This is a genomic window from Pseudomonas wuhanensis (assembly GCF_030687395.1).
GTDB lineage: Bacteria > Pseudomonadota > Gammaproteobacteria > Pseudomonadales > Pseudomonadaceae > Aquipseudomonas > Aquipseudomonas wuhanensis.
In genome coordinates, this window is the sequence record NZ_CP117430.1 from 231,371 (window position 1) to 245,804 (window position 14,434).

The window sequence follows — 14,434 nt, forward strand, 5'->3', positions numbered from 1 at the left end:
CTCTGACCACAGACAAGCCCTCTCACCACAGGTTTGTGCAGCGCTCAGGCCGGTTCGGCAACCGTGCCAAACGCCCCTTGCCGCGACACCAGAATCACCAGCCCCAACGCGCCCGCCGCCATCAGTAACGGCAAGGCATGCCCGCTGATCCACTGGCTTCCGGCACCGGCTGCCAAGGGCCCGATCAGGCAACCAATTCCCCATAGCTGTGCGATGTGGGCATTGGCCCGCACCAGCGCATCGTCGCGATAACGCTCGCCGATCAGGATCAGCGACAAGGTGAACAAACCGCCGGCACTGGCGCCAAACAACACCCAAAGCGGCCAGATCAGTAGCGTGTCGATCAGCAATGGAATCGCCAGGCTCGACAGCAACAAGAGCATCGCACAGCCGGTGAATAGCGTACGCCGCGACAAGCGATCAGCCAGCGCGCCAATCGGCAATTGCAGCAAGGCATCACCCACCACCACCGTGCTGACCATCGCCAAGGCGATTTCCGTGGTGAAGCCCTGACGCAGACAATAGACCGGCAGCAAAGTCAGGATCATCGCTTCGAACGCAGCGAACAGCGACACTGCCCAGGCAATTGCCGGCAAGCCGCGGCAGAAGGTCAACAAATCACCGAGGGTTACGCTACAAGCTTCACTGGAGGGTGCGCCGCCGCGGCCCAGCAGCAGGAACGGTGACGTCATCAGCAAACCGACTCCGACCCAGAAGCCGTAATCGTGCTCGGTGCCCAACACACCCAACAGTAACGGCCCGGCCAGCTGACTCAGCGCATAGCTACTGCCATACAACGCCACCAGCCGACCGCGCCATTGCTCGACCACCAGTTGGTTGATCCAGCTTTCGCCGAGGATGAAGACGAGGGTCAGGATCACCCCGATCATCAACCGCAGCGCCAGCCAGACCGGATAGCTCGGCCACACTGCCAGCAAGCCGATAGATACCGCACCGGCCCACAGACACAGGCGCATCAGATTGGCCGTTCCAAGACGGGCCGCGAGGTGGCTGGAGATTTTCGCCCCCAGCAATACCCCAATGGCCGGCATTGCCGCCATCACACCGATCGCGAACGAGCCGTAGCCCCAGCCTTCCAGGCGTAACGACACCAACGGCATGCTGACACCCAAGGCCAGGCCAACACTCAAGACAGACGCCAACACGGCGAAATAAGTCGCCCAACGCATGTTCCACGCTCCTGTGGATATTTTATGTGCAGCGCAAAACACTGTGGGAGCGGGCTTGCCCGCGATGGCGTCTTAACATTCAACATAGAGGTTGGCTGTCAGATTGCTATCACGGGCAAGCCCGCTCCCACAGGGGATCTGTGTCCTTCAGAGCCCGATGTTCAATCGGGCTCCCTTACTGACTTACAACTTGATCCAGGTCGCCTTCAGCTCAGTGTATTTGTCGAACGCGTGCAGCGATTTGTCGCGACCGTTGCCGGATTGTTTGAAGCCACCGAACGGTGCGGTCATGTCGCCGCCGTCGTATTGATTGACCCACACGCTACCGGCACGCAAAGCCTTGGCAGTCAGGTGAGCCTTGGAAATGTCGGCGGTCCAGACCGCAGCGGCCAGACCGTAAGGTGTGTCGTTGGCGATCTGGATGGCTTCTTCAGCGCTGTCGAAGGTGATGACCGACAACACCGGACCGAAGATCTCTTCCTGAGCAATTTTCATCGCGTTGCTCACGCCATCGAAAATCGTCGGCTCAACGTAAGTGCCACCGGTTTCCTGAAGAATGCGCTTGCCGCCCACCACCAGTTTGGCGCCATCGGTGTGACCGGACTCAATGTAGGACAGCACAGTGTTCATCTGCTGGGTATCCACCAACGCACCGACATTGGTTGCCGGGTCCAGCGGGTTGCCCGGCTTCCAGGTTTTCAGGGCCTCGATCACCAGCGGCAGGAACTTGTCCTTGATCGAACGCTCGACCAGCAGACGCGAACCAGCGGTGCAGACTTCGCCCTGGTTAAAGGCAATGGCGCCGGCAGCGGCTTCGGCGGCGGCTTGCAGGTCCGGCGCATCGGCGAACACGATGTTCGGGCTCTTGCCACCGGCTTCGAGCCAGACGCGCTTCATGTTCGATTCGCCGGAGTAGATCAGCAGTTGCTTGGCGATCTTGGTCGACCCGGTGAACACCAGGGTGTCGACGTCGTTGTGCAGGGCCAGGGCCTTGCCGACGGTGTGACCGTAACCCGGCAGCACGTTCAGCACACCTTTCGGAATACCGGCTTCAACGGCCAGAGCCGCAATGCGAATGGCAGTCAGCGGCGATTTTTCGGAAGGCTTGAGGATCACCGAGTTACCGGTGGACAGCGCCGGGCCGAGCTTCCAGCAAGCCATCATCAACGGGAAGTTCCACGGCACGATCGCACCAACCACACCGACCGGCTCGCGAGTCACCAGCCCCAGTTGATCGTGCGGGGTAGCAGCGACTTCGTCGTAGAGCTTGTCGATGGCTTCACCGCTCCAGCTCAGGGCTTGCGCCGCGCCTGGAACATCGATGTACAGGGAATCGCTGATCGGCTTGCCCATGTCCAGGGTTTCGAGCAGCGCCAGCTCTTCGGCGTGCTGTTTCAGCAGGCCGGCAAAACGAATCATGGTGGCTTTGCGTTTGGTCGGCGCCAGGCGCGACCAGGCGCCGGTATTGAAAGTGGCGCGGGCGTTGTCCACGGCGCGTTGGGCGTCGGCGGCGTCACAGCTGGCAATCTTGCCCAGCAGACGGCCATCGACCGGGCTGATGCACTCGAAGGTCTCACCGGAGACGGCATCGGTGTATTCACCATTGATGTAGGCGCGGCCTTCGATCTTCAGATCGCGAGCCCGTTGTTCCCAGTCGGCACGAGTCAGGGTGGTCATTCGAGTGTCCTCCTCTTATTGAATACGAGTGCCCCGCGTTCTATGCGGGTGCTGTCAGGAATTCTGCCCGGCCAGCCTGCTTTTCGGCTCAAGGCAACCATTACCCTAAACCAGCGGCCGGTGAAGTTTCAATATATTTGACACAAGGCTGGCAAACGGCCTTGCGATGTTCATTTTAATAAACATAGACTTTCAATTTTCCAGCGCAATCACGGGGGAATACCAGCATGAGCATTCAGGACATCGTCGATTTCAGCCAGGCCAACACCCAGCCCGATCGTTATCGGCCCGACCCGGCGAAAGTCCTCAAGGGCGACCCCGAGCAAGCGGTGTACAACCACTACAACAGCCCGTGCGGCCAGATGAGTGCAGGTGTTTGGGAAGGCGAAGTCGGCCAGTGGCTAGTGAACTATACCGAGCACGAATACTGCGAAATTGTTCAGGGGGTTTCAGTGCTGCGCGACGGCGATGGCAACGCCAAGACCCTGCGCGTGGGCGATCGCTTCGTGATTCCGGCCGGTTTCAAAGGCACCTGGGAAGTACTGGAGCCGTGCCGCAAGATTTATGTGGTGTTTGAACAGAAGGCCTGAAAACTTGCGCTGTTTGAACCGGCCCCATCGCGGGCAAGCCCGCTCCCACAGGGATCTGTGTCAATCACAAAACCTGTGGGAGCATGGCTTGCCCGCGATGAGCCCTGACAGACAACACAAAACCCACAGGCAACAAAAAAGGCCCGTATCTCGCGATACGGGCCTTTTTCGTAAGAGGGAAAAATCAATTACTTGATTTTGCCTTCTTTGTAGATCACGTGCTTGCGAACAACCGGATCAAATTTCTTGATCTCGATTTTGTCCGGAGTAGTGCGCTTGTTCTTGTCGGTAGTGTAGAAGTGACCAGTACCGGCGCTCGAAATCAAACGAATCAATTCACGCATGATTAGCTCCCTTAGATCTTGCCAGCTTTGCGGATTTCGGCCAGCACGACAGTGATGCCACGCTTGTCGATGATACGCATGCCTTTGGCAGATACGCGCAGACGCACGAAACGTTTCTCTTCTTCAACCCAGAAGCGATGATGCTGCAGGTTCGGCAGGAAACGACGACGGGTTTTGTTGTTTGCGTGGGAAATGTTATTCCCAGTCACCGGACCCTTACCGGTAACTTGACATACTCTCGACATGCCTCAGCCCTCTAAAACCACATGCCCAACCCGGCATGGGTTGGCCGCTTAATCTCTCAGTCATTTGGCGCCAGGCGCCGCGTTTCTTTAGAGGTCTTACCGGCTACACCTACAGTGAAGGAACCGGGCCCCTAGAAAAGAGCGCTGCTTTATACCAGAAAGACTGAAGAGCAACAACATTCCGTGTGCGCGAACTTGATAAAATCCCCTTTTTCCGGGCGCCGGGCGCCTTGAATAAAGGCTGTCGTCGATTAAGACCGCTCGTCGCAGAGAATCGGCTAACCGACCGATTCCGGGTTTTCCTCGGCCCGCATCACCGAAAACAAGCGCACATAGTCCCCTTAAAACGAAAAAGGGGATAGTCATTTGCAAAAGAGCCCACTAGGGTAAGCCTTTTCCAGACTGCACTTGCAGATGGGCCTTCGATCTGTAAAGGAATCCGACCATGCGCCTCGCTGCCCTACCGCTGCTGCTCGCCCCGCTTCTACTGAGCCCACAGGCTATGGCTGCCGCCCTGAGCGTCTGCACCGAAGCCAGCCCGGAAGGGTTCGATGTGGTGCAATACAACTCGCTGACCACCACCAACGCCTCGGCCGACGTGCTGATGGACCGCCTGGTGGACTTCGACACCGCCAGCGGCAAAGTGGTCGCCAGCCTGGCGGACAGCTGGGAAGTCACACCCGACGGCCTGACCTACGTCTTCAAATTGCACCCGCAGGTAAAATTTCACCGTACCGAATACTTCAACCCGACGCGTGACCTGACCGCCGAAGACGTGAAGTTCAGCTTTGACCGCATGCTCGACCCCGCGAACCCATGGCACAAAGTCGCCCAGAGCGGCTTCCCCCACGCCCAGTCGATGCAGTTACCGGCGCTGATCAAGAAGATCGACGCATTGGACCCGCTTACCATCCGCTTCACCCTCGATCACCCGGACTCGACTTTCCTGCCCACCCTGAGCATGGGGTTCGCCTCGATCTATTCGGCCGAGTACGCGGACAAACTGTTGAAGGCCGGCACCCCGGAGAAACTCAACAGCCAGCCGATCGGCAGCGGCCCGTTCATCTTCACGCGCTTCCAGAAAGACGCCTCGATTCGCTACAAGGCCAACCCGGATTACTTCCGTGGTAAGCCATCGGTAGACCCGCTGATCTTCGCCATCACTCCGGACGCCAACGTGCGCTTGCAGAAATTGCGCCGCAACGAGTGCCAGATCGCCCTGTCGCCCAAACCGCTGGACGTACAGGCTGCGAAGCAGGAACCGACCCTGAAGGTGGAAAAGACTGACGCCTTCATGACCGCATTCGTCGGCATCAACAGCCAGCATCCGCCGCTGGATAAACCTGAAGTGCGACAGGCGATCAACCTGGCGTTCGACAAGGCCAACTACATCAAGGCCGTATTCGAAGACACCGCCGAGCCTGCCAACGGCCCATACCCGCCCAATACCTGGAGCTACGCCAAAAACCTGTCGGGCTATCCCCATGATGTCGAGAAAGCCCGGGCATTGATGGCCAAGGCCGGGCTCAAGAGTGGCTTCCAGACCACCATCTGGACTCGCCCCTCCGGCAGCCTGCTGAATCCCAATCCGAGCCTCGGCGCGCAATTGCTGCAGTCCGATCTGGCGGAAATCGGCATCCAGGCCGAAATTCGCGTAATCGAGTGGGGCGAGCTGATTCGCCGCGCCAAGGCCGGCGAGCACGACCTGTTGTTCATGGGCTGGGCCGGCGACAACGGTGACCCGGACAACTTCCTCACGCCGCAGTTTTCCTGCGCGGGGGTCAAATCCGGCACCAACTTCGCCCGCTACTGCAACCAGGATCTGGATAAGTTGATCAGCGCCGGCAAAACCACTGGCGAGCAAGGTGTACGCACCAAGCTCTACGAACAGGCCCAGGCGCAGATCCAGCAACAGGCGTTGTGGCTGCCACTGGCTCACCCGACTGCCTTTGCGCTGACGCGCAAGGATGTGCAGGGCTATCAGGTCAGTCCGTTCGGCCGGCAGGACTACTCGAAGGTTAACCTCAAGTAATCCGACCCGACAAAAAAACCTGTGGGAGCGGGCTTGCCCGCGATAGCGGACTTTCAGGCGACAACCATGTTGAATTTGCCGACGTCATCGCGGGCAAGCCCGCTCCCACAGGGACTTACTTAGCTCCGTATCCCTCGCTCACATCCACCCATACTCGGCCATGGACAGCGGATCGCCGTCACCGACGATGAAATGGTCGAGCACCCGCACATCGATCAGGTCCAGCGCCTCTTGCAGGCGCTTGGTCAGCATTCGGTCGGCTTGACTGGGGCTGGAGTTACCCGACGGATGGTTGTGACAGAGGATCAACGCTGCGGCGTTGTGGGCCAAAGCGCGTTTAACCACTTGTCTTGGATAGACACTGGTGCTGTCGATGGAGCCGCGAAACAGCACTTCAAAGGTCAGCACTTGATGTTTTGAATCCAAAAACAGACACCCGAATACCTCGTGAGGCTCGTGGCGCAGCATCGATTTCAGGTACTCACGGACCGCCTGCGGATTTTCCAGTGCCGATTTTTGGCGTGCACGTTCGGCCAAATGCCGCCTGCCCATTTCCTGTGCCGCTTGCAACTGAGCGAACTTCGCTGGCCCAAGTCCTAATTGCCTGCTGAACGCAGCCTGATCGGCCTCTAGCAGTGAGCGCAGGCTGCCAAACTGAGTCAGCAGATGTCGCGCCAGATCAACTGCGCTTTTACCCGATACGCCGGTTCTTAAAAAAATCGCCAGCAGTTCGGCGTCGGAAAGACTCCCCGAACCCAACTCAAGTAACCTCTCCCGTGGCCGCTCGGCCGCCGGCCAATCGCGAATACTCATAGCACCTCCCTGGAATGTGGGCGCCGCTGTTCCATAGCGGTCGCTGTGATATCGTAGCCCATCTTTTTTGCTGGCGAATTCATCCCTGGGGAGGGGGTATCGCCAAGCAGTCATCAACGAAATGAAAGGCAGACCTATGCAGCGGCTGTATCGGAAACGCATCGTTCTGGGCGTCGGCGGCGGCATTGCTGCCTACAAGAGCGCCGATCTGGTTCGCCGCCTGATCGACCAGGGCGCTGAAGTGCGCGTGGTCATGACCCGTGGCGGCAGCGAATTCATTACCCCGCTGACCATGCAGGCTTTGTCCGGGCATCCGGTCCATCTCGATTTGCTGGACCCGGCAGCCGAAGCCGCCATGGGCCACATCGAGCTGGCCAAATGGGCCGACCTGGTGCTGATCGCTCCTGCCACCGCGGACCTGATCGCCCGCCTGGCCCAAGGCATTGCCGACGACCTGCTGACCACGCTGGTGCTGGCCACCGACGCGGTGGTCGCGGTTGCCCCGGCGATGAACCAGGCCATGTGGCGTGACCCGGCGACCCAGGCCAACCTGCAAACCCTCGAAAGCCGTGACCTCAAGGTCTTCGGCCCAGCCTCCGGCAGCCAGGCCTGCGGCGACGTCGGCATGGGCCGCATGCTCGAAGCCACCGACCTCGCCCAGTGCGCGGCAGACTGCTTCCAGCGCCAGGCGCTGACCGGCAAACACGTGCTGATCACCGCCGGCCCGACCCAGGAAAACATCGACCCGGTGCGTTACATCACCAACCACAGCTCCGGCAAAATGGGCTTCGCCCTGGCCGAAGCCGCGGTAGAAGCCGGTGCCCGCGTGACCCTGATCACCGGTCCCGTGCACCTGCCGACCCCGGATCGCGTCACCCGTATCGATGTGGTCAGTGCCCGCGACATGCTCGCCGCCTGCGAAGCGGCGATCCCTTGCGACCTGTTCATCGCCTCTGCTGCGGTCGCAGACTACCGTCCGGAAGTCGTCGCCCCACAGAAACTCAAGAAAGACCCTACGAACGGCGACGGCTTGTTGCTACAGATGGTCCGCAACCCGGACATCCTGGCCACCATCGCCACCCGTCCCGATCGTCCGTTCAGTGTCGGCTTCGCCGCCGAAACCGAACACCTGCTCGATTACGCTGCCCGCAAGTTGAAAGACAAGAACCTCGATCTGATCGTCGCCAACGACGTCGCGAACCCGAGCATTGGCTTCAACAGCGAAGAAAACGCCTGCAGCGTGATCGACCGTGAGCTGCACGCCACGCTTTTCGCCCAGACCAGCAAGAGCAAAATCGCTCGCCAGCTGATCACTTTTATCGCCGATCGTCTGAACCAGGTTTAATTTACATGCACGCTTTGCAAGCCAAGATCCTCGACCCACGCATCGGTACCGAATTCCCGCTGCCGCAGTACGCCACGCCCGGCTCCGCTGGCCTCGACCTGCGCGCCATGCTGGAAAAAGACACCGTTATCAAGCCGGGCGAAACCCTGCTGATCCCTACCGGCCTGTCCGTCTACATTGGCGATCCGGGTTTGGCGGCGCTGATCCTGCCGCGCTCGGGCCTGGGCCATAAACACGGCATCGTGCTGGGCAATCTGGTCGGTTTGATCGACTCCGATTACCAGGGCCCGCTGATGGTGTCGTGCTGGAACCGTGGCCAGACCGATTTCAACATGGTGGTAGGCGAACGCCTGGCCCAATTGGTGCTGGTACCGGTGGTTCAAGCGCATTTTGAAATGGTCGAAGAGTTCGTCGAAACCCAGCGCGGCACCGGCGGTTTCGGCCATTCCGGCAGCCACTGATCACCGGCATTCAGGCTGGGAGCACTGCCCGACCTGACCTGCCCTCTGCATTTTAAGGATGAAAATTGCACAGACGTCATCTGGAAGGTTTACCACTGAAAATCAAGGCATTGGCCGGCCAATTGCTCGCCGATGCTGATGGCATGGCCTTTTCACACCACGAACTCTCGGTGGAAAACACCGTCATACCCTTCAGTTTGAGCCTGCCGGCGAGTTTTTCGCCGACAGGACCAGCCACTTTCAAAATGGAGCATTCCTACAGATGAGCACCCCAGCCCAAGTCGCACCCAAGTTCCCCGACAGCATCTTCCGCGCCTACGACATTCGCGGCACCGTCCCGGAATTCTTGAACGCTGAAACAGCATATTGGCTTGGTCGCGCCATCGGCTCCCAGAGCCTGGCCCAGAACGAACCCAACGTGTCCGTCGGCCGTGACGGTCGCCTCTCCGGCCCGGAGCTGGTGGAACAACTGATCCAGGGCCTTGCCGACAGCGGTTGCCACGTCAGCGACGTCGGCCTGGTGCCAACGCCAGCGCTGTACTACGCCGCCAACGTACTGGCCGGCAAATCCGGAGTGATGCTCACCGGCAGCCACAACCCGTCGAACTACAACGGCTTCAAGATCGTTATTGCCGGCGATACCCTGGCCAACGAACAGATCCAGGCCCTGCACGACCGCCTCAAGACCAACAACCTGAGCAGCGGCAAGGGCAGCATCACCAAGGTCGAGATTCTCGACCGCTACAACACCGAAATCGTCCAGGACATCAAACTCGCCCGCCGCCTTAAAGTCGTGGTCGATTGCGGTAACGGCGCGGCCGGCGTGATTGCCCCGCAACTGATCGAAGCCCTGAACTGCGAAGTCATCCCGCTGTTCTGCGATGTCGATGGCAACTTCCCGAACCATCACCCGGACCCGGGCAAGCTGGAAAACCTGGTCGACCTGATCGCCAAGGTCAAGGAAACCAACGCTGACCTGGGCCTGGCCTTCGACGGCGATGGCGACCGCGTGGGCGTGGTCACCAACACCGGCAGCGTCGTGTTCCCGGACCGCCTGCTGATGCTGTTCGCCAAGGATGTAGTAGCACGCAACCCCGATGCGGAAATCATCTTCGACGTCAAATGCACACGCCGCCTGATCCCGCTGATCAAGGAATATGGCGGTCGTCCGCTGATGTGGAAAACAGGTCACTCGCTGATCAAAAAGAAAATGAAACAATCCGGCGCCCTGTTGGCCGGCGAAATGAGCGGACACATCTTCTTCAAGGAGCGCTGGTTCGGTTTCGACGACGGTATTTACAGCGCCGCGCGGCTGCTGGAGATCCTCAGCAAGGAAAAATCCACCGCGGAAGAGCTGTTCGCAACCTTCCCGAACGATATTTCTACGCCAGAGATCAATATCCATGTGACCGAAGAGAGCAAATTCAGCATCATTGATGCATTGCACGATGCGCAATGGGGTGAAGGCGCCGACCTGACCACCATTGACGGCGTGCGAGTCGACTATGCCAAAGGCTGGGGCCTGGTTCGCGCCTCCAACACCACACCGGTGCTGGTGCTGCGCTTCGAGGCCGATGACGAGGCTGAATTGCAGCGCATCAAGGATGTGTTCCACGTCCAGCTGAAACGCGTTGCACCTGATCTCCAATTACCGTTTTGATCTTCTGAAGCACCCGGAGCCCTGAATGACCCTCGAACGCGAAGCCGCCGCCAACACCGCCAAGGTCCTGTCCGAAGCGCTGCCTTACATTCGCCGCTATGTCGGCAAGACGCTGGTGATCAAATACGGCGGCAACGCGATGGAAAGCGAGGAGCTGAAAACCGGCTTCGCCCGCGACATCGTGCTGATGAAAGCCGTTGGCATCAATCCGGTGGTGGTTCACGGTGGCGGCCCGCAAATCGGCGACCTGCTCAAGCGTCTGTCGATCGAGAGCCACTTCATCGATGGTATGCGCGTGACTGACGCGCAGACCATGGACGTGGTGGAAATGGTTCTTGGCGGCCAGGTCAACAAGGACATCGTCAACCTGATCAACCGTCATGGCGGCAGCGCCATCGGCCTGACCGGTAAAGACGCTGAGTTGATTCGTGCGAAAAAGCTCACTGTTACCCGGCAGACGCCGGAAATGACCCAGCCGGAAATCATCGACATCGGCCACGTCGGCGAAGTGGTCGGGATCAACACCGACCTGCTGAACCTGCTGGTCAAAGGCGATTTCATCCCGGTGATCGCGCCAATCGGCGTCGGCGCCAACGGCGAGTCGTACAACATCAACGCCGATCTGGTGGCCGGTAAAGTGGCCGAGGCACTGAAAGCCGAGAAGCTGATGCTGCTGACCAACATCGCCGGCCTGATGGACAAGTCGGGCACGGTTCTGACCGGCCTGACGACTCAACAGGTCGACGACCTGATCGCCGACGGCACTATCTACGGCGGCATGCTGCCGAAGATTCGTTGCGCGCTGGAAGCAGTACAGGGCGGTGTGGGCAGTTCGTTGATCATCGACGGTCGGGTACCGAACGCGATTCTGCTGGAAATCTTCACCGATACCGGTGTGGGCACCTTGATCAGCAATCGCAAGCGTCACTGATTCAAACCTTAAAAGGATCGCAGCCTTTGGCAGCACCTACGGATTTTCGGATGTACGAAAACCCTGTAGGAGCTGACGAAGTCTGCGATCTTTTTTATGCGTGCCGGAAATGCCTGACCTAATCGAGCGAAACGTCCGACATCGTGAAGGAAGCAATCTGCATAGGATCTTCTCTGTCCCCACAGGAGATTTACCATGCGAAAAGATTACGTCCCTTACGGCAGCGATGTTTCACCCGGCACCTATGCCTGTGTCGATTGCGGTCACGAATACTCGAATCAGGCCAAGACCTCGATGCCGCCGTGCCCGCAACTCCGGAAAACCCCACACACTCGTCATGGCTGGAAAATTCTTACCGGCCTGGGCGATGCCGTTGTTGATCCGTACCCGGAGAAAGCCAATAAGCCCGGGATCAAAAAGGCCGAGGCATTCGGCAGCGCCAGCAAAAAATAATCCTAAAGGATAAGTCAGGCTGAGCAGGTAATGCTGGTCAGCCACGATGCTGAACCTGTGGGAGCAACTGTCTTGATGTCTTTTATTTTGAAGTTTGATCAAAGGGCAGCCGAACTTCCACAGTCTCAAACCATGTGATTTCCCAAATGAGCAAGCAGTCTGTTTAGGCTGCCTGCTCTCTCCACTCAGTTTGGTCACGGATCATCGCGTTCAGCCTTATCAACAACACCCGCATGCAGGCGATCAGCGCCACTTTCGCGCATTTACCTCTCAGGCGAAGCGCGTCATATCGGGCTTTGAACTCGGGTTGTCGCAAAATCACAGCCCAACTGGCCATGTACATCGCACGTCGCACGGCAAATCGGCCACCGCTTATATGACGAGGCCCTTCGTGGTTGCCGCTGTCGTCGTTGTAAGGGGCGATCCCTGCCAGTGCTGCGATCTCGTGCCGTCCAACCTCTCCCAGCTCAGGCAGGTAGGCCATGATGCTGGCTGCGGTCACGAGCCCTAGTCCCTTAACCGAGCGCAAGCGGGCAATTTTTTCACTGTCCAGGTCTTTGGCGCTTTGGCAGATCAGCTGTTCTATCGACTTTATTGCCTGATCTAAATAGTCGATATGGCTTTGCAACAAGGGTTTTATCGAGTCGACAGAAGCCGTTTTGATACGCCGCCTGTCGTCACTTTGCTGCTGAACAAAGTTTTCGCGTTGCTGTACCAGCGCACGCAAATTGTCCTGTTCGGCGCTGGTGATACGGCTATCGGCGTCCTTTATAATCGTTGCAAATTCGGCGAGAAGCCGCGCATCTATCGCGTCTGTTTTAGCGCGATAACCCATTGCCTTGGCAAAATCTTTCGCCCGACGAGGATTGATTCGTAAGACGTCAAAGCCGCCCCTTTGAAGCACCTTCATGGGCCCCCGCTCGTAGCCACCGGTGGCTTCCAGTAACACGCGGGTGACTTCGAAGCCTTTTAACCAATCAATCAGCACCGGGAAACCACTGGCGCTGTTCGGAAAACTCGCACCAATGCCTTGCGAATTAATCCAGACTTCCAGACTGTCTTTGGAAACATCAATGCCTGCGCAGGAAAACATGGCTAAACCCTCTTACACTCATAAATGAGAGCGCTCTGGTTGGGCTCCACGCTTGTAATGTTCGAGGTCGGCTCGTTCAACTGTTCGGGCTCAATAACCAGAGTGGAGAGGTGAATGGCAGCATGGGCTCCCACACGTGCTGCTAGCACTCCGGGCGTTCAGCTTGCCACTCACCGCTCTCATCTTCAGTCTAAGTCCTGCGCAAGACACAAGCGGGCTTGCTCGCGAAGGGATCGACCCAATTCAGGATTTGTCCCAAATCTGCGGATCAATTCCTCTCTAGTGGTTTTCCTTGGCATTTAGCACCAGTGTCTTGATTTTTATGCTTGCTGAAACGTTTCTTCAAGTTTATAAAATTGGCACAACTCCAAGAAAGGCTGCTGCCATGACCCCGCTCAAACTCTTTGTTGCTCTCAGCGCACTGTCCGCTGCCTCCCAAGCCATGGCTTGGGACTACGTCCTGCTCGATACCGACAAAGCCGTCCAGAACTGGCAAATCACCAGCCAGCAACTCGGGGTAAAAACCGATAAACCCTTCAGTGTGACCCTGCGCACCTTGCACGGCGGTCGGCAGGAAGGCGTGAGTATCGTCGACATCGATAACGGCACGATGAAACTCTCGGTGGTGCCGACTCGCGGCATGAACGTGCTGCAAGCTTCGGTAGGCAATGTACGCATGGGCTGGGATTCACCGGTCAAGGAAGTGGTCAACCCGTCCTTCATCGAACTCAACGGTCGTGGTGGTTTGGGCTGGCTGGAAGGCTTCAATGAATTGGTCACCCGCTGCGGCTACGAATGGGTCGGCCACCCCGGCATCGACAACGGCGAACTGCTGACCCTGCACGGTCGCGCCGCTAATATCCCTGCGAACAAAGTCACCCTGCACATCGACGAAAAACCGCCGTACGCCATCACCCTGCGCGGCGAGCTGAAAGAGCAGGCGTTCAAGAAAGTCGACTTCTCCGTCGCAACCGAACTGGTCACCGAACCCGGCAGCGTCGCGTTCGCCCTCAACGATACCCTGACCAACAACGGCGACTACCCGAAGGAATACCAGGCGCTGTATCACAGCAACTTCAGTACACCGTTCCTCGAGCAGGGCGCCCGCTTCGTCGCGCCGGTGAAACAGGTGTCGCCGTTCAACGACAAGGCCAAGGGCGATCTGCCCGACTGGCAAACCTACCGTGCACCGACCAAGGACTACGACGAAACGGTTTACAACGTGGTGCCCTATGCCGATGCCAAGGGCGATACGTTGACCGTGTTGCATAACAAGGCCGGCAGCCTGGGGGTTTCGGTCGGCTTCAATACTCAAACACTGCCCGTGTTCTCCCTGTGGAAAAACACCGATACCCAAGGGCAGGGCTATGTCACGGGGCTGGAGCCGGGGACGAGCTTTTCCTACAACCGCCGGTATCAGCGGCCACTGAACCTGGTGCCGACGATTGCGCCGAAGGAACAGAAGCAGTTCCGCATCAGCTATAGCTTGTTGTCGGATAAAGCGGCTGTGGATAAGGCGTTGAAGCAGGTGAGCGAGATCCAGGGTGGGCGGGAGACCGAGGTGCGGCAGACGCCGTTGGTTGATCTCACCAAGGGCTGA

14 protein-coding genes and 1 pseudogene are annotated in these 14,434 nt (G+C 58.5%); 9 read left to right on the forward strand and 6 right to left on the reverse strand.

What is annotated here, in order from left to right; translation table 11 throughout:
• Positions 1-44 precede the first annotated feature (44 nt).
• Together PSH88_RS01030 and PSH88_RS01035 are read right to left on the reverse strand one after the other, a co-directional pair.
• A complete protein-coding gene (locus PSH88_RS01030; RefSeq protein WP_305424543.1) occupies positions 45-1,190 on the reverse strand; it encodes an MFS transporter in 1,146 nt (381 codons plus the stop codon).
• A gap of 183 nt (positions 1,191-1,373) precedes the next feature.
• On the reverse strand, positions 1,374-2,867 hold the full coding sequence (locus PSH88_RS01035; protein ID WP_305424544.1) for an aldehyde dehydrogenase: 1,494 nt from the start codon (positions 2,865-2,867) through the stop codon (positions 1,374-1,376).
• A gap of 227 nt (positions 2,868-3,094) precedes the next feature.
• On the opposite strand from PSH88_RS01035, the gene PSH88_RS01040 reads away from it, so the two are divergent.
• A complete protein-coding gene (locus PSH88_RS01040; protein ID WP_038980750.1) occupies positions 3,095-3,457 on the forward strand; it encodes a cupin domain-containing protein in 363 nt (120 codons plus the stop codon).
• Positions 3,458-3,645: 188 nt separating this feature from the next.
• On the opposite strand, the gene rpmG is transcribed toward PSH88_RS01040, so the two are convergent.
• Positions 3,646-3,801: a 50S ribosomal protein L33 gene (gene rpmG, locus PSH88_RS01045; protein ID WP_007894709.1), complete on the reverse strand. Its 156-nt coding sequence runs from the start codon at positions 3,799-3,801 to the stop codon at positions 3,646-3,648.
• 11 nt (positions 3,802-3,812) lie between these two features.
• Positions 3,813-4,046 carry a 50S ribosomal protein L28 gene (rpmB, locus tag PSH88_RS01050; protein ID WP_007894701.1) on the reverse strand — a complete coding sequence of 78 codons (234 nt, stop codon included), beginning with the start codon at positions 4,044-4,046 and terminating at the stop codon, positions 3,813-3,815.
• 445 nt (positions 4,047-4,491) lie between these two features.
• On the opposite strand from rpmB, the gene PSH88_RS01055 reads away from it, so the two are divergent.
• The gene (locus PSH88_RS01055) at positions 4,492-6,078 is read left to right on the forward strand and encodes an ABC transporter substrate-binding protein (protein ID WP_305424547.1); all 1,587 of its coding nucleotides are present in this window, start codon (positions 4,492-4,494) and stop codon (positions 6,076-6,078) included.
• A gap of 138 nt (positions 6,079-6,216) precedes the next feature.
• On the opposite strand, the gene radC is transcribed toward PSH88_RS01055, so the two are convergent.
• Entirely contained in the window at positions 6,217-6,891 is a 675-nt protein-coding gene (gene radC / locus PSH88_RS01060; RefSeq protein WP_305424548.1) for a RadC family protein, read from the reverse strand.
• Positions 6,892-7,027: 136 nt separating this feature from the next.
• Here radC and coaBC point away from each other — a divergent pair, with 136 nt between their 5' ends.
• The 6 genes and pseudogenes from coaBC to PSH88_RS01090 all read left to right on the forward strand — a co-directional run bounded on the left by coaBC (position 7,028) and on the right by PSH88_RS01090 (position 11,741).
• Entirely contained in the window at positions 7,028-8,236 is a 1,209-nt protein-coding gene (gene coaBC, locus PSH88_RS01065; protein ID WP_305427080.1) for a bifunctional phosphopantothenoylcysteine decarboxylase/phosphopantothenate--cysteine ligase CoaBC, read from the forward strand.
• Between the two features lie 5 nt (positions 8,237-8,241).
• Positions 8,242-8,697: a dUTP diphosphatase gene (gene dut / locus PSH88_RS01070; RefSeq protein ID WP_007894692.1), complete on the forward strand. Its 456-nt coding sequence runs from the start codon at positions 8,242-8,244 to the stop codon at positions 8,695-8,697.
• Between the two features lie 65 nt (positions 8,698-8,762).
• The gene (locus PSH88_RS01075; protein WP_305424549.1) at positions 8,763-8,963 is read left to right on the forward strand and encodes a hypothetical protein; all 201 of its coding nucleotides are present in this window, start codon (positions 8,763-8,765) and stop codon (positions 8,961-8,963) included.
• A 17-nt stretch (positions 8,964-8,980) separates the two neighbouring features.
• Positions 8,981-10,357, forward strand: a pseudogene (locus PSH88_RS01080) (phosphomannomutase/phosphoglucomutase); the annotation flags it as partial.
• Between the two features lie 25 nt (positions 10,358-10,382).
• Positions 10,383-11,288: an acetylglutamate kinase gene (argB, locus tag PSH88_RS01085; protein ID WP_007894690.1), complete on the forward strand. Its 906-nt coding sequence runs from the start codon at positions 10,383-10,385 to the stop codon at positions 11,286-11,288.
• Between the two features lie 195 nt (positions 11,289-11,483).
• Positions 11,484-11,741 (forward strand): zinc ribbon-containing protein, encoded by a 258-nt coding sequence (locus PSH88_RS01090; protein WP_305424550.1) that lies wholly within the window; start codon positions 11,484-11,486, stop codon positions 11,739-11,741.
• Positions 11,742-11,904: 163 nt separating this feature from the next.
• On the opposite strand, the gene PSH88_RS01095 is transcribed toward PSH88_RS01090, so the two are convergent.
• Positions 11,905-12,834, reverse strand: a complete 930-nt coding sequence (locus tag PSH88_RS01095; protein WP_305421584.1) for a transposase — start codon at positions 12,832-12,834, stop codon at positions 11,905-11,907.
• Between the two features lie 385 nt (positions 12,835-13,219).
• On the opposite strand from PSH88_RS01095, the gene PSH88_RS01100 reads away from it, so the two are divergent.
• Positions 13,220-14,434, forward strand: a complete 1,215-nt coding sequence (locus PSH88_RS01100; protein ID WP_305424551.1) for an aldose 1-epimerase family protein — start codon at positions 13,220-13,222, stop codon at positions 14,432-14,434.